General features: G+C 69.6%; 22 protein-coding genes. 7 read left to right on the top strand and 15 right to left on the bottom strand.

What is annotated here, in order from left to right; translation table 11 throughout:
• Positions 1-65 precede the first annotated feature (65 nt).
• The 4 genes from NS3_RS25925 to NS3_RS25910 are packed head-to-tail and all read left to right on the top strand — an operon-like array spanning position 66 to position 3903.
• Positions 66-455, top strand: coding sequence for an STAS domain-containing protein (locus NS3_RS25925; RefSeq protein ID WP_040796867.1), 390 nt, complete (start codon positions 66-68; stop codon positions 453-455).
• Complete coding sequence (locus NS3_RS25920; protein ID WP_245649816.1) at positions 433-858, top strand: ATP-binding protein; 426 nt, start codon at positions 433-435, stop codon at positions 856-858. Before NS3_RS25925 ends, NS3_RS25920 begins: the two co-directional genes overlap by 23 nt.
• Positions 851-1501 (top strand): PP2C family serine/threonine-protein phosphatase, encoded by a 651-nt coding sequence (locus tag NS3_RS25915; protein ID WP_067864952.1) that lies wholly within the window; start codon positions 851-853, stop codon positions 1499-1501. Before NS3_RS25920 ends, NS3_RS25915 begins: the two co-directional genes overlap by 8 nt.
• Positions 1498-3903, top strand: a complete 2406-nt coding sequence (locus NS3_RS25910) for a SpoIIE family protein phosphatase (protein ID WP_067864949.1) — start codon at positions 1498-1500, stop codon at positions 3901-3903. Before NS3_RS25915 ends, NS3_RS25910 begins: the two co-directional genes overlap by 4 nt.
• Before the next feature lie 22 nt (positions 3904-3925).
• On the opposite strand, the gene msrA is transcribed toward NS3_RS25910, so the two are convergent.
• The gene (gene msrA / locus NS3_RS25905) at positions 3926-4444 is read right to left on the bottom strand and encodes a peptide-methionine (S)-S-oxide reductase MsrA (RefSeq protein ID WP_067864946.1); all 519 of its coding nucleotides are present in this window, start codon (positions 4442-4444) and stop codon (positions 3926-3928) included.
• An 83-nt stretch (positions 4445-4527) separates the two neighbouring features.
• On the bottom strand, positions 4528-5481 hold the full coding sequence (locus NS3_RS25900) for a helix-turn-helix transcriptional regulator (protein ID WP_067864943.1): 954 nt from the start codon (positions 5479-5481) through the stop codon (positions 4528-4530).
• 91 nt (positions 5482-5572) lie between these two features.
• On the opposite strand from NS3_RS25900, the gene NS3_RS25895 reads away from it, so the two are divergent.
• Both NS3_RS25895 and NS3_RS25890 read left to right on the top strand, forming a co-directional pair.
• Positions 5573-6109 carry a DinB family protein gene (locus NS3_RS25895; RefSeq protein ID WP_157101543.1) on the top strand — a complete coding sequence of 179 codons (537 nt, stop codon included), beginning with the start codon at positions 5573-5575 and terminating at the stop codon, positions 6107-6109.
• A 76-nt stretch (positions 6110-6185) separates the two neighbouring features.
• On the top strand, positions 6186-6389 hold the full coding sequence (locus NS3_RS25890; RefSeq protein ID WP_067864937.1) for a hypothetical protein: 204 nt from the start codon (positions 6186-6188) through the stop codon (positions 6387-6389).
• 58 nt (positions 6390-6447) lie between these two features.
• On the opposite strand, the gene NS3_RS25885 is transcribed toward NS3_RS25890, so the two are convergent.
• The 13 genes from NS3_RS25885 to NS3_RS25825 all read right to left on the bottom strand — a co-directional run bounded on the left by NS3_RS25885 (position 6448) and on the right by NS3_RS25825 (position 20501).
• Positions 6448-7281 carry a mycofactocin-coupled SDR family oxidoreductase gene (locus NS3_RS25885; protein WP_067864935.1) on the bottom strand — a complete coding sequence of 278 codons (834 nt, stop codon included), beginning with the start codon at positions 7279-7281 and terminating at the stop codon, positions 6448-6450.
• A gap of 34 nt (positions 7282-7315) precedes the next feature.
• The gene (locus tag NS3_RS25880; RefSeq protein WP_067864933.1) at positions 7316-8593 is read right to left on the bottom strand and encodes a cytochrome P450; all 1278 of its coding nucleotides are present in this window, start codon (positions 8591-8593) and stop codon (positions 7316-7318) included.
• Positions 8594-8632: 39 nt separating this feature from the next.
• Complete coding sequence (locus NS3_RS25875) at positions 8633-9526, bottom strand: Rv1363c family protein (protein ID WP_174550522.1); 894 nt, start codon at positions 9524-9526, stop codon at positions 8633-8635.
• A 41-nt stretch (positions 9527-9567) separates the two neighbouring features.
• Positions 9568-10845 carry an MlaD family protein gene (locus NS3_RS25870; RefSeq protein ID WP_067864931.1) on the bottom strand — a complete coding sequence of 426 codons (1278 nt, stop codon included), beginning with the start codon at positions 10843-10845 and terminating at the stop codon, positions 9568-9570.
• A complete protein-coding gene (locus NS3_RS25865; RefSeq protein ID WP_067864930.1) occupies positions 10842-11948 on the bottom strand; it encodes an MlaD family protein in 1107 nt (368 codons plus the stop codon). The genes NS3_RS25870 and NS3_RS25865 overlap by 4 nt, the downstream gene beginning before the upstream one ends.
• Positions 11945-13027 (bottom strand): MCE family protein, encoded by a 1083-nt coding sequence (locus NS3_RS25860; protein WP_245649815.1) that lies wholly within the window; start codon positions 13025-13027, stop codon positions 11945-11947. The genes NS3_RS25865 and NS3_RS25860 overlap by 4 nt, the downstream gene beginning before the upstream one ends.
• 35 nt (positions 13028-13062) lie before the next feature.
• The gene (locus tag NS3_RS25855; protein WP_245649814.1) at positions 13063-14112 is read right to left on the bottom strand and encodes an MCE family protein; all 1050 of its coding nucleotides are present in this window, start codon (positions 14110-14112) and stop codon (positions 13063-13065) included.
• A 4-nt stretch (positions 14113-14116) separates the two neighbouring features.
• Positions 14117-15154: an MlaD family protein gene (locus NS3_RS25850; protein ID WP_067864928.1), complete on the bottom strand. Its 1038-nt coding sequence runs from the start codon at positions 15152-15154 to the stop codon at positions 14117-14119.
• On the bottom strand, positions 15151-16431 hold the full coding sequence (locus NS3_RS25845) for an MlaD family protein (RefSeq protein WP_067864927.1): 1281 nt from the start codon (positions 16429-16431) through the stop codon (positions 15151-15153). Before NS3_RS25845 ends, NS3_RS25850 begins: the two co-directional genes overlap by 4 nt.
• Before the next feature lie 2 nt (positions 16432-16433).
• Positions 16434-17288: an ABC transporter permease gene (locus NS3_RS25840; protein WP_067864920.1), complete on the bottom strand. Its 855-nt coding sequence runs from the start codon at positions 17286-17288 to the stop codon at positions 16434-16436.
• Complete coding sequence (locus tag NS3_RS25835) at positions 17288-18124, bottom strand: MlaE family ABC transporter permease (RefSeq protein WP_067864918.1); 837 nt, start codon at positions 18122-18124, stop codon at positions 17288-17290. The genes NS3_RS25840 and NS3_RS25835 overlap by 1 nt, the downstream gene beginning before the upstream one ends.
• A 738-nt stretch (positions 18125-18862) precedes the next feature.
• Entirely contained in the window at positions 18863-19462 is a 600-nt protein-coding gene (locus tag NS3_RS25830; protein ID WP_174550521.1) for a hypothetical protein, read from the bottom strand.
• A 304-nt stretch (positions 19463-19766) separates the two neighbouring features.
• Positions 19767-20501 (bottom strand): enoyl-CoA hydratase/isomerase family protein, encoded by a 735-nt coding sequence (locus NS3_RS25825; RefSeq protein ID WP_067864916.1) that lies wholly within the window; start codon positions 20499-20501, stop codon positions 19767-19769.
• A gap of 90 nt (positions 20502-20591) precedes the next feature.
• Here NS3_RS25825 and NS3_RS25820 point away from each other — a divergent pair, with 90 nt between their 5' ends.
• Complete coding sequence (locus tag NS3_RS25820) at positions 20592-22160, top strand: AMP-binding protein (RefSeq protein WP_067864903.1); 1569 nt, start codon at positions 20592-20594, stop codon at positions 22158-22160.
• Positions 22161-22187: the final 27 nt, after the last annotated feature.

Genomic DNA, 22187 nt, shown 5'->3' with positions numbered 1-22187 from the left:
CCTGCTCGGCTACGAAGTCACCCGGGTGTCCATCGAACGGGACGGGCGCTGAGCGGGCCACCCCTATGCCGGTACCCATTCTCAAGCAGGGCACGTACCTGATCGCGTCGGTCCAGTCCGCGTTGACCGACGCCGATACCGAGCGCCTGCAGGACGACCTGATGAAACAGGTCAGCAAATACCGGGCGCACGGCATCATCGTCGACGTCACCGCCATCGACGTGATGGACTCCTTCGCCGCGCGCTCGCTACGCACGATCGCGCACATGACCCAGTTACGCGGCGCGGAGACGGTCATCGTCGGACTGCAACCCGAAGTCGCCTTCGCCATGGTGCAACTCGGGCTCACCTTCGAGGACATGCACACCGCCCTCGACCTCGAAGAAGGACTCGCCTGGCTGGAGAGCAAATCCTCCAGACGGCGCCAGCGAGATGGTCGTGACAGTGGCCGCTGAGACCATGGTGATCGTGGTCAAGGTGTCGGAGGACATCGTGACCGCAAGGCAAGCCGGACGGGAATTGGCAGCCGAACTCGGCTTCTCCCTCACCGACCGCACCATGATCTCGACCGCCATCTCCGAAATCGCCCGCAACATCACCAGTTACGCCGGTGTCGGCGAGGTCCGCCTGCTCGTCGGCGACCGGGAGGGCCGCAAAGCTCTGGTGGTCCAAGCCGAGGATCAGGGGCCCGGCATCCGCGACATCTCCCGCGCACTCGAAGACGGATTCTCGACCGGTCGCGGTCTGGGCCTGGGCCTGCCCGGCGCGCGGCGTTTGATGGATCGGCTGACGATCGACTCGGCACCCGGCCGCGGGACCTTGGTGGAGATGTGGAAGTGGGTGCCCAACGGTGCATGAGGACGGGCTCATCGGCAGTGTCGAATGGGCAGTGGCCGGTCGGGCGATGCCGGGCCAGCACCTCTCCGGCGACCGCGGCGTCGTGCTCGACGCCGGAGACGGCGTCGTCCTGCTCGCCGCACTCGACGGTCTCGGCCACGGCAGCGGCGCGGCCGAAGCCACCGACCGGGCGGCACGCGTGCTGTCGGAGAACCGCGGCGAACCGCTGGATCTGCTGATGGTGCTGTGTCATCGAGCGATGACCGACACCAGGGGAGCCGCCGTCTCGCTGGCGCTGTTCGCCGACGACGCGATCCACTGGCTCGGTGTCGGCAATGTCGAATCGCGGGTGCTGACAGCGGGTCCGGCCGGCATCACCGTGCGCGCCACCGCACTGCTGACCGGCGGCATCGTCGGCTACCGGCTGCCGCAGACGCTGAAGCCGCAGTCCGTTCGGGTGCGCGCGGGCGATCTGCTGCTGATGTCCACCGACGGCGTGCTCGCCTCGGCCTGCGATTCGATCGACTTGTCCAAGTCCACCGCCGACATCACCGCGGGCATCATCGCCGGGCATGTCAGGGAGACCGACGACGCGCTGGTCCTCGCCGCGCGCAGCCGTCGCACCAGCGCCGAAGCCGACACGATCGGTGGCGGGATCCGATGAGCGGCCCGTTGCCCGCGTTCCTGGACGCCTACGCCGAAGCGTTACGGCGGCACCTGGATTCGCCTACCCACGACACCCTCTCGGAGGGCTACGAGCTGGGCAGGCGCGCGCTGGTCGAGGGCATCAGCCTGCTCGATCTCACCGAACACCACTTCCGGCTCGCCACCGAGGCCGAGAAGGCCGCGGCCGCGGCGGGTGCGCCCGACGCCAAGATCGCCGAGAGCGCGCTGGAGTTCCTGCTCCATACCCTCGCCGCGCTGGACATCGCGACCCGCGGCTATCTCGACGGCACCCGCCGCTACGAGCAACAGCGTTCCCGCGCCGACGACCTCGCCGGGCGCGACGCCTTCCGCACCGCGCTGGTGGAGTCGCTGCAGGACGGCTTCTTCGTCGCCACCGCCGACGGCACCGTCATCGAGGTGAACGCCGCCTTCGGCGCGCTGACCGGGTACGGCGCGGCGGATGTGCCCTATCCCCTGCCGCATCCGTGGTCGCTGCCCGAGGGCGGGCGCTATCCCCATCTCAGCGCCGAGGTCCCGCGGTTCGTGCTGCCGATCCGCCATCGCGACGGCCGGCGGCTGTACCTGGCCGTCAGCACCAGCGCGCTGGTGAAGCCGGAGAACAACGAGCTGATCTACGTCGGCACCGTCCGCGACGTCACCGCCGAACACGCTGCGCACGAACGCGATCAGGCCGCCAACCGGCTGGTGACCGCGGTCGGCGCGGCGACCAGCGTGATGGAGGTGCTCTCGGTCGGCCTGGACGAGCTGCGCCACACGATCGACGCGGAATCGGCGGTGGTCATGGTGTGGCCGACCCGTCATGCCGCACCGGAGGTCTACATCTCCGGCAAAGTCCGCGAGGCCGACTCCGGCGGTACCCGCGAGGCCGAATCCGGCCGTACCCACAAGGCCGATTCCGGCCCTACCCACAAGGCCGATTCCGGCCCTACCCACAAGGCCGATTCCGGCCGTGCCCCGGAGGCCGATTCGGGCGACGCGACGACCCGACGGCTGCTCGAGCGCGCACGCAAGCGCCCGCCGCGCAGCCTGTCGGCCGTTCCGGAGGGCGCCGACAGCTCCGAGGGCATCCTCGCTCCGCTCGGCGAGACCGGGGATGCCGCGCTGTACCTGCGCTTCGCCACGCCCCGCGCGATCAACAGCGCCGACTGGACACTGTTCTCGCTGCTGATCGGGCATCTCAGTGTCGCGGTGCAGCGGGCCCGCAACTTCGACCAGGCCCGCGCGACGTCGCTGACCCTGCAGCGCGCCATGCTCGGCCCGATCGAGCTGCCACCCCGATTCTCCGTGCACTACGAGCCCGCGCTGCCACCGCTGGAGATCGGCGGCGACTGGTACGACGTGGTTCCGTTGCGCGACGGCACGATCGGCATCATCGTCGGCGACTGCGTGGGCCGTGGCCTGTCCGCGGCCGTGGTGATGGGCCAACTGCGGACGGCCGGGCGGGCATTGCTGCTGCGCGGCGCCGGGCCGGCCCAGCTGCTCGCCGAGCTGGACGCGGTGGCCTCGCGCATCCCCGGCGCGATGTGCACGACGGCGTGCGCGGCCGTGCTCGATCCGGTGCGCGGGGTAGTGCGGTACAGCAACGCCGGGCACATGCCACTCATCGTGGCCGAGGCGGGCGAGCCGGGCAGGCGATTGGACGGCGGACGGGCGGTGCCGCTGGCGACGTTCGAACTGTCGCGCAGACCCGAGGCCACCACCGCGCTGCCGCCCGGCTCGACGCTGGTGTTGTTCACCGACGGCTTGGTCGAGCGGCGGGGCGTGGACATCGACGACAGCTTCGCCCGGATCTGCGGGGTACTGGCCGGTGTGGGTGAGAAGCTGCCGCGCGAGGTCGCCGATGCGGTGCTGCGCGAGCTCAGTCCGGACGCGGGCTACGACGACGACGTCGCGATGGTCGTCTACCGCCAGCCGCCCGCTCCCCTGCATCAGAACCTGCCCGCCGAGGCCGGGCTGCTGTCCGGACTGCGCCGCACCCTGCGCAGCTGGCTGTCGGCCGCCGCCGTGCCGCACGACCTGGCCTCCGATCTGGTGGCGGCCGCCAACGAGGCGTGCACCAACAGCGTCGAGCACGCCTACCGCGACGGCGGTGAGTCTCCCCGGGTCGAGCTGAACGCCTACACCCGACACGAGCCCGGCTCGGAGTCGGGCGCGGAGAAGCTCGTCATCGAGGTGATCGACACCGGCGTGTGGCGGCCCCGGTCGGCCGACCCCGGCAACAGAGGCCGCGGCATCGACATGATGCGCGCGCTCACCGAGGAACTCGAGATCGACAACACCGACACCGGCACCCGGGTCAGGATGTCGGTGACCCTGCCCGCGACGATCAAATCACCGGTGCCCAACCCGCTGCGCGGCACCGAACTCAGGATCGGCTGATCCCGGAGCTCGGCGCTGCCGGTTACGAGCGCGCAGTGTCCTGACGCCTGGGCAGCTTCCAGCCCGGCCGCGGGTAGTGGCAGGTGTAGCCGTTCGGATAGCGCACCAGGTAATCCTGGTGCTCGGGCTCGGCGTCCCAGAAGTCCCCGGCCGGGGTGACCTCGGTGACCACCGGTCCCGGCCACAGGCCGGAGGCCTCCACATCCGCGATGGTCTCGCGGGCGATCGACTGCTGCTCGTCGTCGAGGTAGAAGATCGCCGACCGGTAGCTGGTGCCGACGTCGTTGCCCTGCCGATCCTTGGTGGTCGGATCGTGGATCTGGAAGAAGAACTCGAGCAGCGCCCGGTAGTCGGTCTGCTGGGGGTCGTACTCGATCTCGACCGCTTCGGCGTGGCCGGGATGGTTGCGGTAGGTCGGATGATCGTTGCGGCCGCCGGTGTAGCCGACGCGGGTCGACACCACGCCCGGCTGTCTGCGGATCAGGTCCTGCATGCCCCAGAAGCATCCGCCGGCCAGGATCGCCCTTCGCGTGCCGGTCACATTTCCTCCTCGCGCCTTCGGGTACTCGGCGCGATCGAGTGATCGCGCACCCGGTACAACCCGGCGCGGGGCCGGAAAGTTCCTCACGCGCGGCCGAACCTGTCGGCCAGCGTGCGCAGACGTTCCCGCAGGACCTGCGGGGCCACGACCTCGAAGTCGGCGTCGAGCATGCCGAGGCCCATGATCGGCCATTCCAGCGAATCGGCGGTCATGCGCACGCGGCAACTGTGCGCGTCGATCTCCTCGACGGTGCTCCACCGGCCGATGCGTTCGCGCACCAGCTCGGCGGAGGTGCAGACCACTGCTTCGATCGCGTACGGGCGCGCGATCTGCTCCATGCCGGAGCGGACGAACTCGGCCGCGTCGGTGGCGGGCAGCTCGCGTGTCCGGAACCGGGAGCCGTCGGCGCGCGGCCCGGAGAGCCGGTCGACGCGGAAGCTGCGCCAGTCGTGCCGATCGAGGTCGTAGGCCACCAGATACCAGCGCCGCCCGAGCGCCACCAGGCGATGCGGTTCGGTGTGACGTTCGGAGCGGCGGCCGTCGGCGGCGGTGTAGTCGAAACGCAGCCGTTCGTTGTCGCGGCATGCCAGCGCGACAGCGGTGAGCGCCACCGGATCCAACGGGGTCCCGCCCGCGGGTCCCCACGCCGCCGGGACCGTCATCGCGCGCAGGGCGTCGACCCGTTTGCGCAGCCGCGGCGGCATCACCTGAATCACTTTGGCCAGCACCCGAACCGCGGATTCGGCGATCCCGTCCACACTGCCGTGCACGGCGGCCTGCATGCCGACCACGAGCGCGACCGCCTCGTCGTCGTCGATCATCAGCGGAGGCAGCGCGGCGCCCGGTGCGAGCTGATAGCCGCCGTCGACGCCGCGCTGGGCTTCGACCGGATAGCCGAGTTCGCGCAGCCGGTCCACATCGCGGCGTAGCGTACGGGCGGAGACGCCGAGTCGGTCGGCGAGTTCGTCACCCGGCCAGTACTTGTGGGTCTGTAAGAGGGACAGCAGTCGCAGTGTCCGGGTGCTGGTAGCGGCCATGGTCGAAAGTATGGCCGCAATTGCGGACAGAAAGTGACCGCAATAGGTCCTACCTTGGGTTTCGAACCGAAAAGACCTCCGAAAGGGCGACATCGTGAACGACACCGCAACCTCCTCCACCGCGCTGACCGGCGAACGCGCCGCGCTGCTGAAGGCGCTGGGCAAAGCGCGCTTCTTCCTCCGGCACACGGTGAACGGACTCACCGACGAGCAGGCCGGCACCCGCAGCACGGTCAGCGAACTGTGCCTCGGCGGGCTGATCAAGCATGTCGCCGGGTGCGAGGAAGGCTGGGTGAACTTCATCCTCGACGGCACCTCGGCGATGAAGGACTTCGACGACATGACCGAGGCCGACTACCAGAAGCGCGACGACGAGTTCCGCATGCTGCCCGGAGAGACCCTCGCCGACGTCCTGGCCCGGTACGAGGCGGTCGCCGCCCGCACCGACGAGATCGTGGCCACCGTCGACCTCGACCGCGCCTGGCCGCTGCCGAAGGCGCCGTGGTTCGAGAACGAGAGCTGGTCCACCCGCGAGGTGCTGCTGCACATCATCGCCGAGACCACCCAGCACAGCGGGCACGCCGACATTCTGCGTGAGGCCATCGACGGTCAGAAGACGATGGGCTAGCCCTGCACGGACCGCAGCGCACATCGGGCGGGGGTGAACGCGAGCCCCCGGCCCGATCCGCGCCTACCCTGAGGTCATGACAGGAAAGAAAGTCGACCGCGTCCGGGCTCGTTCGGCACTGGAGACGGTCAAGGAGAGTCCGTTCATCGCCGCGGTCGCGCTGGCGCCGGTCGCGGTGTTGCTCGGCGTGGTCTGGTTGCTCACCAACGGCTGGATCGCGTTCCTGCTGCTGGTCCTGCTGGGCGCGGGCGTCGTGGTGGGCGGCAAGTTTCTGCGCTGAGGCGAATCGTCCACTCGGGCGCCCACCGAACTGACCTCCGCCGCTCGCGCGCCGCGAATCACTTGAGCATGCTGCCCGCGTCGATCGGCAGGGGCACGCCGGTGAGATAGCGCGACTCGTCCGAGGCCAGGAACAGCACCGCGTTGCTCACATCCACCGGTTCCACCCACGGAATCGGCAGGACGTGGAACATCTGGCAGATCGGCTTCATGTCGTCGGGGCCCGGGTTCTCCAGATCCGGGCGGAACAGCTTGAAGGTGCCGTCGTTGAGCAGCATCGGGGTGCTCACATGCGTCGGGTGCACCGAGTTCACCCGGATCGAGTGCTGGCCCAGCTCGACGGCGAAGGTGCGCATCAGCCCGACCACCCCGTGCTTGGCCGCCACGTAGTGACCGACGTTCGGGTAGGCCTTGAGCCCGCCGACCGAGCTGGTCAGCACGATCGAACCGCTCTTCTGTGCGATCAGGTGCGGCACAGCGGCTTTCACGCTCTTCCAGACGCCGCCCAGGTTGACATCGATCATGTCCTGCCACAACGTCTCGTCCAGGGTGGTGAGCTCGCCGCCCTCGTTGCCGATACCGGCGTTGGCCACCACGATGTCCAGGCGTCCCAGTTCCGCGACGCCCGCGTCCAGCGCGGCCTTCATGCCCTCGTAGTCGCGCACGTCGACTTCGGCGGTGACGATACGCCTGCCCTCGGCTCGCACCAGGTCGGCGGTCTCGGCCAGATCGGCCGGGGTGGACATCGGGAACGGCACGTTGTCGAGTTGCTTGCAGACATCGATCGCGATGATGTCGGCGCCTTCCTGCGCCAATCGCACCGCGTGGCTGCGGCCCTGGCCGCGTGCCGCGCCGGTGATGAAAGCGACCTTGCCTTCGACCCTTCCGGTCATCTCTTCCTCTTTTCTCGTGATGATCCCGGCGGGATCAGATGTTGGGGGTGAACGTCAGGTGCAGTTCGGTGAGCCCGCGCAGGATGTAGGTGGGCTCGTAGGTGTAGCGGCGGTCGCCGGCCGGTCCATGGCGTTGTTCGTCGACGCCGATGTCGAGCATCCGGTCGAGGATCCGCTCGATGGAGACCCGGCCCTCGACGCGCGCGAGCGGGCCGCCGGGGCAGCTGTGCACCCCGCGCCCGAACGCCATGTGCTCCCGGAAGTTCGGGCGGTCGAGCCGGAACTCGTGCGGGTTGTCGAACCGGCGCGGATCGCGGTTGGCGGCGCCGGGGCAGAACATGACCGTCGAGCCGACCGGCACCGGCACGTCCCCGACGGTCGTCGCGCGAGTGGCCAACCGGAAACCGCTCTTGACGGGCGCGTCCATGCGCAGCGTCTCCTCGATGAAGACCGGGATGCGGGTGCGGTCCTCGCGCAACTGCCGCTGGACCTCCGGCTTGTCGGACAGGATGCGCAGTGCGGCGCTGAGCAGCTTCGCGGTGGTCTCCTGCCCGGCGGCGAAGAGGAAGGTCGCCGATCGCACCACATCGATGACCTCGGGGGTGGAACCGTCCGGATACTTCGCCAGCGCCAGCGAGGTGAGCACGTCGTCGCGAGGATCGACGCGGCGCTCGCTGATGTAGTTCGAGAACTTCTCGTCCAGCCATTCCAGCGGATTGGTCGACATGACGTCGTCGTCCATCGCGCCCGGGCGCGCTCCCGGACGTTCCGCTCCCAGCGCGACGCGGAAAGCCGCGTGGTCCTCTTCGGGCACCCCGAGCATGTCGGCGACGACCAGCAGCGAGAACGGCTTGGCGTACTCGGTGAGGAACTCGCAGCGGCCGTTGGCGAGGAACTCGTCGAGCTGGCGATCGGCCAGCCGCCACATGAAGTCCTCGTTCTCCTTCAACCGGGCCGGGGTGAGCAGCCGGTTCAGCAGCGACCTGGCGTAGGTGTGCTGGGGCGGGTCCATGGTCACCATGTGCTCGAACATCGGCAGCTTGTGCCGGTTCTCGGCGATCAACCCGGTGATGTCGGAGCCTTCGACCTCGAACGGCAGCGGCGGGAACGGGCCGCCGACGGCGATGGCCGAGGAGAAGATCTCCGGGTCCTTGAGCACCTCGACGGACTCCTCGTACCCGGTCACCGCGTAGACCTTGTGGTGGGGTTCCTGGGTCACCGGGCACTTGGCGCGCAGGTGATCGAAATACGGGTGCGGGTCGGGCACCAGGGCCGGATCGGTGAAGTAGTCGACGGTATCGAAATCGGTCATTGCGCAACTCCTGGGAACGAACAGACGGAAACGGAAAATTCAGGGCAGATACACGCGGGCGGCCAGCCACCGCCCGTCGACCAGCTGCATGGTCATGACCACCCGGCTGCGGTCGATCCGGGGATCGGCGGAGGCGGTGTTGGTGACCGTCTGGTCGATGAACAGCAGCACCTCGACCTCGGTCTCCCCCGCGGACTTCACGGCGGCGTCGAGCACGGTGCCCTGCCCGGTCGCCTTGTTCTCCACCAGCAGCTCGCGCAGCTGACCGCTGGAGCGGGTGTACATGTCGCGGAACTCGCCGGTCGAGCCGTCCAGCACGGCGGCGAAATCGCGGTCGAGATTGTTCGAGTCGACGCTGGTGAGCGTGACCGCGTAGGCCCGCGCCGCAGCGAGCGCTTCGTCGGCCGCGGCTTGGAGATCGTTGTGCTGCTTCACCTTCCAGCCGAAGAACACCGCGGCCACCGTCGCGGCGATCGCGAGCACCGACAGGGCGGGCACCAGCCCTCGGCGGGCCACGGCGAGCACCCGCCGCCCCCGCTGCCCGGCCTCGCCGGCGCGCGCGGCGGGGGCGGCCTCGCCGGTCGCCTCGGGTTCGGCCCGGGCAGCGGCATCACCCTCGGCCTTCTCCTCGGTGGTGTCAACGGCGCGCTCGGCGGATGCGCCGGTGGCCGAACCGGCATCGGCATCGGCAGGAGCGGTCGCGACCTTCGCGCCGACAGCATTCCGCGCGGCAGCCGCACTCTGCGAGCCCTCGGCACCCGCGGCCGAATCGCCTCCGGGCGAATCCGCGGCAGGACCAGACGGCTCGCCCGGGGTCGATTCAGCGGTGGACTCGGCGGCATCGCCGACCGTGGCATCGTCGGCGGCCGCATCGTCGGCGGCCGCATCCGCGGACGCCCGCTCCTGCAACGATCCAGATGTCTTGCGGCTCATGGTCTTCCTCCTGTGACGTCGAGTGCGGGCGGGCGATCCGGTCACCGGGCCGGGGCGGGCGGTGGCGGCGGCAGTTCCGGGCCGCCGAAGTTCAGTGGGATCGACAGCGGTCCGATAGGGGTGCGGGTGGTCTGCAACTCGGGAGACACGCCGGGCGGTGGTCCTTCGGGGATCTCCTCCCCCGGCGGGCGTGGCGCGTTGCGGGCGCCGCGGATGAGCACCGAGGGGTCGGTGTTCGGGCAGTAGGTGTAGCGGTAGGGCTCGGGGAAGTCCGGCAGCGAGGGCGGGCGTCGCGGCAGGTCGTAGTCGCAGGCGTAACGGGGATAGAGATTGACCAGGCCCCAGATGCCGCCGTCGTGGAAGGCCACCCCGATCGCGTCCAGGGTCGAGCCGTCCCGGCCGGTGGGGAAGAAGAACTCCCGCAGGGCGGGGACGCGGGTAGAGGTCATCTGCGAGGTCACGCCGAGGTGGCCGAGCATGTCGGTGGCGGTGGCGGAGTTCTCGGCGAGCACGGCGTCCAGCGCGCGCAGGGTGCCGGGCGCGGCGCCGAGCAGTGCGACATAGCCGCCGGATTTGGCGGCGATCCCGGTGAGAAGGGCGTCCGCGTCGGCGGCGAATTCGGTGTAGCGGAGTTCGCTCGCCGTGGCCAGTACGGCGCGGCTGTCGCGCAGCAGGCCGACGGTCTGGGGCAGCACCGAGTCCAGCGTGGAGATGAGGAACACGCCACCGTCGATGATGTCGGCGAGCTTGTCCGGTCCCTGCGCGCCGACCCCGAGTTCGCCCACGATGGTCGCCACCTGTTCCGGGTCGACCTGATCGAGCGTGGAATCCAGCGCGGCCAGGGTGCGCCACAGCGGGGCGGGCGTGCTGGTGCGCTCACGGGCGATCTCGTCGCCGTCGGCCAGGTGCGGCCCGTCGTTGCTGTCGGAGCGGAAGTCGAGATACTGCTCGCCCGCCATGGACAGGCTCGCCACCCGGGCCGTGCCGCCCGCGGGAATCCGCGCCGCGGCGTCGATGACCGCGACCGCGACCAGACCGTCCTCGGTGAGCTCGACCGTGTCCACCGTGCCGACCGGCACGCCGCGTAGCGCGACGTTCTGCCCGGGCAGCAGCCCGCCGGAGTCGGCGAGATGCACCCGAACCCGCATGGTGGCGGCGGTCGGATCGACGCCGAGCGCGCCGAAGGCCAGATACGCCACGCCGCAGAGCAATACGAGAATCAGCGCCGTGGTCGACATCGCATTGCGCCGCCTGTGCGCGGCGTGCACGGTCGTCACGATCAGGCGCGCCGCCGATTCCGGCACCGACCGCGGGCTCATCGCGCACCCCCGGTGATCTTGTCCTGCAGTTTCAGCAGCGTGTAGGTGAAGGTGCCGATGAAGGCGGCCCAGTCGCTCAGGTCGGGCAGCCTGCTCTCCGGATCGCCGGGATGGTTGGGGTCGGGCAGGTAGCCGAGCGCGAGATCCTGGAAGTCGGCGTCGACATTGGCCGAGGTGGAGGTGGTGACCGAGATGACCGGGCCGAGCATGGCGTTCAAGGCCGCCAGGCTGGCGTCGGGCCGGGTCGCGGCGTCGGAGAGTCCGGCCGCGATGCGATTGATGTCGGCGACCATTCCGGTCGTCTGCTCGCCGTCGAGCCCGGGCAGGCGCGCCAGCCGGGAGCTGATCGACTCCACCCGGCGGACCAGCGCCAATGCCTCGGCGGCATGGGCGTCCAGGGTGTCCAGGGCGGGGCCGGCGGCGGCGATCAGGCCGTCGATGCCCGCGCGCTGGGCGTCGAGCGTGCGGGCCAGGGCATCGATGCCCGCGAGGGTGGCGCGGATGTCGTCGGAGCGGGCGGCGAGGGTCCGCACCACTCGGGTGGACTGCTCGATCAGCGAGGACAGTTCCGCACCGCGCTCGCCCACCGCATTGCCCAGACCGTTGACGAGCGTGGCCAGATTGCGGATCGCGCCGCCGTTGACCAGCAGCGCGGCCGTGCTCAGCAGCTCTTCGACGGTGGCGGCCGAGGCGGTCTGCTCCCTGGCCAGCCGGTCGCCGTCGCGCAACAGCGGTGTCGCGGCGGTGACGTCGGCGGGCGGGGTCAGCGAGACGAACACATCGCCCAGCGGTGTGGCGGTGCGCAATTCGGCGCGCGTCCCCAGCGGCAGCTGCACCGCGCTGTCGATGCGCAGGTCCACCACCGCGACGTAATCGCGCACGGCCATGTCCGCGACCTCGCCCACGTCCGCGCCCAGCAACCGGACCTTCGCCTTGGCGGGCAGGTTCAGCGCATTGGCGAAGTCGGCTCGCAGGGTGTACCCGTCGCCGCCACCCGGGGCGGGCAACGGCAGCTCGCCCAGGCCGACCGAACAAGCGGTGGCGCTCGCCAGCGTCGCGACCGCCAACGCGCTCGCGCGTACGAGACGAGTGCGCGCCCTCATCGCGGCATCTCCGCCATCGCGGTGAGCATGTCGGTGATCCCGAAGTCGGGACCGAAGTCCTGCAAGGTGCCGGTGGCGCAGCCCAATTGGCGCAACCCCAGCACATTGCAGAATTCCTTGACCAGCTGGCCGTCGAAGAAGACCTTGTCCAGCAGCGCGTGCACGCGCACGCCCCGGTACTCGAAATCGACCGCGGCGTAGGCGTTGTTGAGCAGCAGCGGAGTGACGTCGAGGAATTCGGCCAGTTCGCGACGATAGTCGGCCAGCGCCCTGGTCACCGTGTTCGCGTCGGCGACGGTGGTGCGCAGCGCTGAAGCATTGTCGGCCAGCAGCGCCTCGGTGCCGCGCATGAGCTCCTCGATCCGCGCGCCGGTCTGTCCCTGTCCGATCCGCAGGTCGGCGAGCAGGTCGGTGAGCATGCCGGTGTTCGCGGCGAAATCCCGCACCATCCGGTCGTTGTCGGCCGCCGAGCCCGCCAGCACGGCGAATTCGTCGGCGAGCCGGGTGACCGTGGCCTGCCATTCGGCGCCACCGTTTTCGCTCATGCGCAGCGCCGCGGCCAGTTCGGTCATGGTCTCGCGCAGATCCGGCCCGCTGCGCGCGGCGATCTCGGCCGAGACGCCCAGCAGACGCGCGACCGGCCCGTCCCCGGCGGTCTCCGCCGACAGTTCGCCGGCCATCCCTTCGGCCGCGCCCAGCAGCCGATCGAACTCCACGGGAGTCCGGGTCCGATCGCCCCCCAACCGGGCGCCGTCGGCCAGCACCGGTCCGTCCCGGTAGACGGGGGTGAACTCGACGTGCCGGTCGGTCAGCACCGAGGTCGACAGCGTGACCGCGGTGGCATCGGCCGGAATCCGCACGCCCTCGTCGATGCGCATGGTCACCTCGACATGCGCGCCTTTCGGATCGACGGCCGTCACCTCGCCCACGTCCATCCCGAGCACGGCGACCGAGTTGCCGACGTAGAGACCCGCGCCGTTGTCGAACTCGGCGACCACGGTGGTGCCGTCGTCGCCGAACCCGCCCGGCGCTGTACAGCCGGCGGCGGCGCCGACCAGCAGCACAGCCGCCGATCGCACAGCGATCCTCAGGCGCGAGGCGATACCGGAACGGTTCATCGGCAGTCCTCGTGGTAGGCGGCGAGCCCGCCCTCGACCGCGCGACCACTCAGGGCGCACATCCAGGAATCGATCATCGGCCCGGCGGGCGCGGTGAAGTCGACCTCGTTGGCGGTGCCGGAGGCATTGGCGAAGTTGCGCACCGGGACGGGCAGGATCTGGAGGACGTCGCGCAGCAGTTCATCGTTGTGAGCGAGACTGGCCAGCAGTCCGCCGAGGCCGGCGAGGAGTTCGTCGATCTGCGGCCGGTCCTCGACCACCAGGGCGCCGACCTGGTCGGCCAGCCGCCGGGTGGCGTCCATCAGCCGCTGGATCGCCGCGCCGCGAGCGAGGATCTCGGCCAGCAGTTCGCCGCCCTGGCCCATGATCGCCGCGAGATCCGCGCGTTGCTGGGTGAACGTCTCGGTCAACCGTTGGGTGCCTGCCAGCAGCTCGCCCAGTTCGCCGCGCCGGTCGCCGACGATGGCGGCCAGGCTGCGCATATTCGCCAGCAGACCGGGCAGTACCGCCGGCACGCCCTGGAGTTGTCCGGCGAGGCTGTCCAGGGAGGTGGCGATGGCCGCGGTGTCGATCTCCTCGAAGGTCACCGTGGCGTTCTCCAGCGCCTGCTGCAGGTTGTAGGGCACTTCGGTGCGCTCCAGCGGGAGCCGCCGGTCCGGCAGCGAACCCGCGCCCGCGGGACGCAGTTCCACGTAGCGGGCGCCCAGCAGTGTGGTCAGTTTGATCGCCGCGCCGGACTCGGCGCCGAGACGGACCGTGTCGTCGACGGCGAGGGTGACCCGCACCCGATCATCGTCCAGTCGCACCCCGTCGACCGCGCCCACCGGCACTCCGGCCACGGTGATCAGATCACCTGTCGCGATGCCCGCGGCCTGCGCGAACTCGGCTTCGTAGCGGGTGCGGCCGGGATCGGCGGCACCGAGCCCCACCGCGCCGGCGATGACGATGAACAGCGCCGCCAGCGCCACCGCACCGAGTACGTGGCGGGGATGGTCCTCGAGCGGGCGCGACCGCAACCGGCGCCACGCGGATCGTGTCGATATCACGGCCTCACCTGCAGACGGGCGAATACTGGGGCTGCCCACCCGGAGTGGCGAGCCCGACGATGGTCGGCACGAGGCTGGTCAGTCCGGGCAGCACCGTCACGCCGAAGTTGCACAGGTAGGTATTCAGGTACGCGCCTTCCTGACTCACCCGCGCCAGGCCCTTCAACAGGGCGGGCATATTGAAGCCGAGGTAGGCGAAGTTCTCCTTGTTCTCCTGGAAGTGCCGGGTGAAACCCGGTTCCCGGTAGAGCATCTCGGTCAGATCGGGCTCGATACCGTCGACGAGGTCGGCCATCCGGCCGGTCGTGACCGAGGCGGTGGTGAGCGCGCCGAGCAGTTCGTCGCGGTGGGCGCTGAGGCCCTCCACGATGGTCCGGGACCGGACGATGAGCGAACTCAGCTCGCCCGACTGCCCGGCGAGATGGCCCACCACCCGGTTCAGATTCGTGATGACCGCGCCCAGCACCTCGTCCGGCCCCGCCAGCGCCTTGGCCAGCGCGGAGACCTGTTCGATCAGCAGAACGAGCGAGGCATTGTCACCCTGCAGCGCGGTGACCAAGGCGGCGGTCAGATTGTCGACCTGCCGCGGGTCCAGGCCCGCGAACAACGGTTCGAAACCGTTGAGCAGCGCCGAGATGTCGAAGGACGGCTCGGTGCGCTCGAGCGGGATCTCCGCGCCGGGCGCGAGCTCGCTCGGATCGCCGTGGTCGAGTTTCGCCAGGCCGAGATAGCGCTGGCCGATGACGTTCTGATAGGTGATCGACGCCCGGGTGTCGCCGTAGAGCTTCTGATCGGACTCGACCTGGAAGCGCACCCTGGCCAGCGTGCCGACGAGTTCGATGCCGTCGACGCGGCCGACCCGCACGCCGGCCATGCGCACGTCGTCACCGGCGCGCAGCCCGCTCACGTCGCTGAACATCGCGCTGTAGCTGCGTGTTTCACTGTCGATGCGGCGGTCCAGCGTCACGAAGGTCATCCACAGCAGCGCGAAGGCGACGGTCACGAACAGGCTCACGCCGATCAGGGGGGTGCGGTAACTCATCGGTCGCCTCCGGTGGGGAAAGGACCGTCGGCCAGCAGCGGCGCGAGCAGCGATTCGGCGCCGTTGGCGCCGCCGGTGAGCACGCGCTCGATCAGCTCGCGCACCTCGGCGGGCAGCGCGGCGGCCGGCAGACCTTCGGGCGCCGCGTAGGCGCCGGGGTCCATGGTCGCGGGCAGGTCCTGGACGGGGATCTCGGTGGGCGCGGTCGCGCAACTCGGTCCGGCCAGTTCGCCGTAGCGCGGACAGTCGGCCCGGGTGTACATGGTGTGCGGGGTCAGGCGGAACTGGAATTTGCCGATACCGCGCGGATGTTCGGCGTTGTAGAATTCCGAGAACCACAGCGTGGACAGCTTGTTGAACCGGGCCACGATCGGACCGAAGGTCGGTGCGCCGTCGGCGAAGATGTCGAGCACGGGACCGAACTCCCCGAGCATGGTGTCGATCTGGTCGCCGCGTCGCTCCAGCGCGCCGTCGACCGTGTCCAGGGTGCTCCCGCCCGCGCCCATCAGATCGACCAGGGCGGCCTGGTGCTGGGCGAAGGTCTGCATCGGCACCACCGCCGCGTGCAGCGCGTCGATCAGTTCCGGGGCGGACTGTTCGAGGCCGCGCACCGCCTCGGCCAGCATGCTCAGCGTGGGCTCGCCCCCGTCGGAGGTCAGCAGCGCGTCGAGTTCCCTGGTGATCCGCACCGTCGCCGCACCCGCCTCGACGATGTCCGCGCCGCGCCGATCGGTGGCCCGCGCGACCGCCGCGAGCGCGCCGACAGTGGCGTCGGTGCCCACTCTGGTGGCGGCGGTGAGGATTTCGCGCAGTTCGGTGAGCGCGGTCTGCAGTTGGACCGTCGACAGGCTGCGGTCCTGGGTGATCTCGGCGTGCTCGGTCAGCGCGGGGCCCGGCCCGTTGTCGACCAGTTGCACCGACGACACCGCGAACACATTGCTGGGCACCACCCGCGCGGTGACGGTGGCGGGGATGCGCTGCGCGACCGCCGGTTCCAGTGCCAGCTCCACCCGCGCCGGTCCGCCGTCCCGCGAGGGCGTCACCCGTCCGACCGTGCCGACGAGCAACCCGCGGAACTTCACATCCGAGCGGGGCGGCAGACCGTCGCCGAGCTGGTCGAGCACGGCGACCACGTCGACCTTCTCGTCGAAACGGCCGGTCGACTTCATCAGCAGCACCGACACCACCACGCCGGTCACCAGCACCAGCACCAGCCCGCGCGCCGCCAGCGCGAGACCCGAAGGCCCGCGGCCGTCCTTCTCGAACAGAACCGACATGCTCACCCCCCGAGCCGAGCGCTCGCGCCGATGCCCCACAGGGCGACGGTCAGCAGCAGATTGACGACGATCATCAGCGAGATCGCCGAGCGCATGGCGCGCCCGGCGGCGATGCCGACCCCCTGCGGTCCACCCGCGGCGTAGAAGCCGTAATAGCACTGCACCGTCGAGGTGATGATCACGAACAGCACCGCTTTGATCAGCGAGTACGCGATATCGGGTCCGTTGAGCACCAACTGGAAGTAGTGCTGGTAGGTGCCCGCCGACAGTCCGCCGGTCACGCCGACGACGGCCTGCACCGCCAGATAGTTCGCCGCCAGGCACATCAGGTACAGCGGGATGATCGCCAGTATCGAGGCCATCAGCCGGGTGCTCACCAGATACGGGATCGAGCGGATCGCCATCGACTCCATGGCCTCGATCTCCTCCGAGATCCGCATGGCGCCCAGCTGGGCGGTGAACCGGCAACCCGCCTGCGAGGCGAAGGCCAGCCCCGCCATGATCGGCGCGAGCTCCCGGGTCGAGGCCGTCGAGGCGATCAGCCCGACAGTGGGTTCCATGCCGAGCAGGTGCAGCGCGTTGTAGCCCTCGAGCCCGACGATCGCGCCGCCTGCCGCGCCGAGCACGATGATCACCCCCGCCGTGCCGCCGCCGACCACCAGCGAACCGTTTCCCCACGTGACATCGGCCAGGATCCGCAGGAACTCCGGGCGATAGTGCTTGAGCGCCAAGGGAATCGAACACAGCGCGCGCAGGGCGAAAGTACTCATGTGCCCGAGCCGCATCAGGGTGACCCCCACCCGGCCCGCGCCGGAACGCAGCAGCTTGGTGCCCGGCGGGTAATAAGGAGCGGCCATCACAACCCCTGCCGGGGGAACAGGATCATCGACAGCTGGGTGAAGACGACGTTGACGACCATCAGCAGCAAGATCGAGGACACCACGGTCGAGTTCACCGCGTTGGCCACTCCGGCGGGCCCGCCCTGGGCGGACAGCCCCTTCTCGCAGGCGACCACCGCCACGATCGAGCCGTACACCACGGCCTTCACCAAGGTGAGCAGCAGATCCTCCACGGTGGCGAAGGAGGCGAAGGTGGACACGAAACTGCCCGGCGCACCGTTCTGCACGAAGACGTTGAACAGGTAGCCGGCCAGGAAGCCGACGAAGCACACCACCCCGGTCAGCGAGACGCCCACCAGTACCGCCGCGGCCAGGCGCGGCACCACCAGCCTGCGTACCACCGACACGCCCATGACTTCCAGCGCGTCGATCTCGTCGCGGATCTTGCGCGAGCCCAGGTCGGCGCAGACCGCCGAGCCGACCGCCGCCGCCATCAACAGCGCGGCCACCATCGGAGCGCCCTGCCTGATCACCGCGAGTCCGCTGGCCGCGCCCGCCAGCGAGGTCGCCCCCACCTGCCCGGCCAGCAGGCCGAACTGGATGGACAGGGTGACCCCGATCGGCAGCGACACGAAGATCGTCGGCAGTGCCGAGGCCGAGGCCATGAACGCCGACTGCCTGATGAACTCGGCGAAGGCGAACCGGCCGGTCAGCACATCGAGCACCAGGTACTGGACCGCGCGCACGCCGAGGACGAACTGACCACCCACCGTCGACAGCGCGGCCACGGGGTGGCGGCGCAGATATCCGCGCCACCACTGCGCGATCTCTCGCGTCGCGACCTGCTGGGTCATGGTTGTCAGCTCTCATATCCGGCCTCCGGCGTTCGCCGAGGGCATTTTCTCGCCCGTTTTCGGGCGTATTCGCGGGCAGGACGGAATAAACCGAGGAAATGGTTTTCTGTCGATCACCGCCAGGAGGCCGGCCTATCCGGCCACATCGCCTTCCCCCACATTGTGTGGGCCCCCGGATCGATTCGTCAATATCGCATGAAAATTTCGAGCAGTATATTTCCGGCCACCGAATCCAGGCGTCGCCAAATTCCGGGGGCGTGTTCTCCACCGTCCCGGAGTCCTGCCACCGAAGTGACAGAACGATGTGCAGCGTCCGGCAGGCACACCTCAGCCGCACCGCACGTCAGAACCCCCTTCCAGCCGTCGGGCTGAACACAGGGCATTGCCTCGCCGTGCCGCAGCCTGTTACTCCGGAATTACTCCGGCAAAAATAATATTCCGAAGATCGGTACCGAGAATTGCGCCATACCGCGCAATGTTTCGGACAATCCGACATGTCGCGGACCCACGGAGATTCCCCACAGAACCGAATTCGTCCGACTTCCACAGAAGACGGCGTACGGCGAACGCGCGATCGCGTATCCGAGTTGAAATCCGAAAGACCACGACTCCGGCGCCGGACGATTTTCGCCCGCCGTTTCGGGAGCATTCCGCACAGCCCCACGAAAGGCGGGCCTCGCCCGGCCCGGCCGTTGTTTCCGGCGACGACCGGCCGCCGCCGGTCGCCGCCCGGCGCGCTTAACGCACCGCGACCAAGCGAGTCCCCCACTGCGTGCCGGGCGCCGGTGTGTCGGAGAACTGCAGCCACTCCTCGGCGGCGACCGGTTCGCCCGCGCAGCCGGCGGCCCGCAGCGCGCAGGCCTTGAACGCCCGCGCCGCCACGCTGATCCGGTGCGGCATCGGCGACACCCATGTCTTCAGCTCGTCGGGCAACTCGCCCCAGACCCCGACTTCGATCTGTCTGCCGGCCAGACAACCGAGCACACCCTCGCGCACCCGGGAGTCGGTCGTGTACATCGACGGATCGAGCGCGAGAGTCTGCGGCCAGATGTCGTGGGTGTTCACTTCCAGCGCCCGCTCGAAGTCGAGCACCGTGGCGCCGAGGATCTGTAGCGCACGCGCATGGGAGTGATCGCGCACCAGCACGGTCACCTCCCAGCCCGCGGTGGAGCGATCGAACACCCAGCCGCCGGCGGAGCGCACGATATCGATCGGACGGGGCGCGACCACCGCCACGCGGTAGCGCAACGGATGCCTGCGCGCGTGCGCGCGCCAGCGGATCACCGAATTCAAGCCCGCGACGCGCGCGGTGAAGGGGTCGACGGTTCGTACAGCCATGGGTTCCATCCCCGTTCGTCGAACAGCAAGATGTGGCGGCCGCACCATCACCGCGCCCCGGCAGGACGCCACCCACGTCACCGATCCGGCTGGATCGGTGACCTCGACACGTGGACGGGGAAACGCGCGACGGGTGAACCGGAATCGAACTGCCGTCCCGGCCCGGAACCCACAGTGAGTCCGGGCTGGAACTCGAGCTCGGGCATGGACACGGAGCCTGCTCCGGACGGTGCCGCCGAACACACAGTAAGGTCATTCTCCGATCCGTGATGGGCATCTCAAATTTCGTCATATGTGATGTACCTCACTTGACTGCCGGTGCCCGCCCGAGTACGCGATCGGCGGCTTCCCAATGCTCGTCGGCCACCCAGAGCCGGGCGAAGGCCGCCACCGCCGCACCCTCGGAAACCCCCGCCAGCACTCGCTTGATCTCCGCCGCGGGCCCGTTGGCCAGCGATTTCGCGAGGTCGCGCCAGCCGCGGTCGAATTCGCCACGCGGCAACACCCGGTCGATCAGGCCGAGCCGTTGCGCCTCGGCGGCGTCCAGGACGGTTCCCGACCCCGCCAACATCAGCGCCCGGCCGCGGCCCACCAGCTTCCCCAGCCGCTCGGCGCCACCCCAGGCCGGCATGATCGCCAGCGACACCTGATTGAACCCGATCCGGATGTCGGCGGCCGCGATCCGGATGTCGGCGGCGACCGCGACCTCGGCGCCGCCGCCGAGCGCGTGCCCGTTCAGCGCGGCGATCACCGGGCCGGGGAAGCCCGCCAGCCGGTCACAGACCCCACGCATGCGCCAGGCCATCTCGGCGGCCTGTTCCTCGGTGCGCAGCTTGGCCAGCTCTTTGAGATCGCCACCGGAGACGAAGCTGCGATCACCCGCGCCGGTGAGCACCAGCGCCTTGACCTGCTCGGACTTCTCCGCCTTCTCGACCGCGTCCTCGAGCTGATCCATCGTCTCCGGAGCGATGGCGTTGCGCGCCTGCGGCCGGTTGATCGTGATGACGGCGAGCCCACCGTCCACCTCGAGCTCCACCATCTTGTTCTCCCTTGCGAAAATATGATTCTCTCTTCTCGAGAATCATATACTTACTTGCGACTCGGACAAGCGTAAGGAAGGGAGAATTCCATGCGCACAATCCCGGACGGGCTGGTCCGCAGGTACCACGAGCAGGGCTGGTGGACCTCGGAGACCATCGGCGATCTCCTGACCCGCGAACTCGCCGCCGCGCCGGACACCGAGTTCCACATCCACTCCGCGATCCGGCCGTGGAGCGGCACGTGCCGCGAGGCCGAGACCATCGCCCGCCGACTCGCCGCGGGACTGCGCAAGCGCGGCGTCGGCCCCGGCGACGTGGTGGCCTTCCAGCTGCCGAACTGGATGGAAGCGGCCGCGGTCTTCTGGGCCTCGGCGTTCCTCGGCGCGACCGTGGTGCCGATCGTGCACTTCTACGGCCGCAAGGAGGTCGGCTACATCCTCGGCGCCGTCGAACCGCGCGTATTCATCGGCACCGAACTGCTCGGCGACAACGGCATCGACGCGCTGCTCGACGCGGTCCCGGTGATCGCGATGGTCGGCGAGGACTTCGAGGAACTGCTCGAGCCGGAGCCGATGCCGGGCACGCTGCCCACCGACCCGGCCCATCCGGCGCTCATCGCGTTCACCTCGGGCACCACCAGCGACCCCAAGGGCGTGGTGCACAGCCATCAGACCCTCGGCCACGAGACCCGTCAGCTCGCCGGGATGTACCCCCGAGACCGCGGTCACCAGCTCACCGCCGCGCCGGTCGGCCACTTCATCGGAATGGTCAACGCCTTCCTGATCCCCGTGCTCGACCGCCTGCCGATCAACCTGACCGACGTCTGGGACCCCGCGCGGGTGCTCGCCCTGATGACCGGCCGCGGCCTCACCGTCGGCGGCGGTGTGTCCTACTACATGACAAGCCTCCTGGACCATCCGGACTACACCTCCGACCATCTGCCCTACCTGCGCTACGCCGGCCTGGGCGGCGCCGCGGTACCCGCCGCGGTGACCACCCGGCTGGCGCGCCTGGGCATCACGGTGTACCGCTCCTACGGCAGCACCGAGCACCCGTCGATCACCGGTTCGCACCCCACCGCCCCCGAGGACAAGCGCCTGTTCACCGACGGCGCACCGCTGCCCGGCGTGGAGATCCGGCTGGCCGACGACGGCGAAATCCTCAGTCGCGGACCGGATCTGTGCCTGGGCTACACCGACCCCGACCTCACCGCCCGCGCCTTCGACGACGAGGGCTGGTACCACACCGGCGACATCGGCGTGCTCGACTCCGACGGCTACCTCACCATCACCGACCGCAAGGCGGACCTGATCATCCGCGGCGGGGAGAACATCAGCGCGCTCGAGGTCGAGGAGATCCTGTTGCGCCTGCCCGGCGTGGCCGAGGCGGTGGCCGTCGCGGTGCCCGACGAACGGCTCGGTGAGCGCACCGCCGCCGTCGTCCGCATCCAGTCCGGCACGCCGGCGCCCGAGATGTCCACGCTGCGCGCGCATTTCGCCGAGGCGGGCGTGGCCAAGCAGAAATGGCCCGAGCAGCTGCACGTCGTCGACGACTTCCCACGCACCGCCAGCGGGAAAGTACAGAAGTTCGCCGTCCGGCGGTCTTTGGTCACCGATCACCCTCACCCCCACGAGAGCATTGCGGCTAGCCCGGAATGAGAATACGATTCTCTCAAACGAACAAGG

It is taken from the genome of Nocardia shimofusensis NBRC 100134 (genome assembly GCF_001613125.1).
Taxonomy (GTDB): domain Bacteria; phylum Actinomycetota; class Actinomycetes; order Mycobacteriales; family Mycobacteriaceae; genus Nocardia; species Nocardia shimofusensis.
The sequence above is the reverse complement of the archived record's forward strand: the minus strand, read 5'-3'. Positions and strand labels throughout refer to the sequence as shown.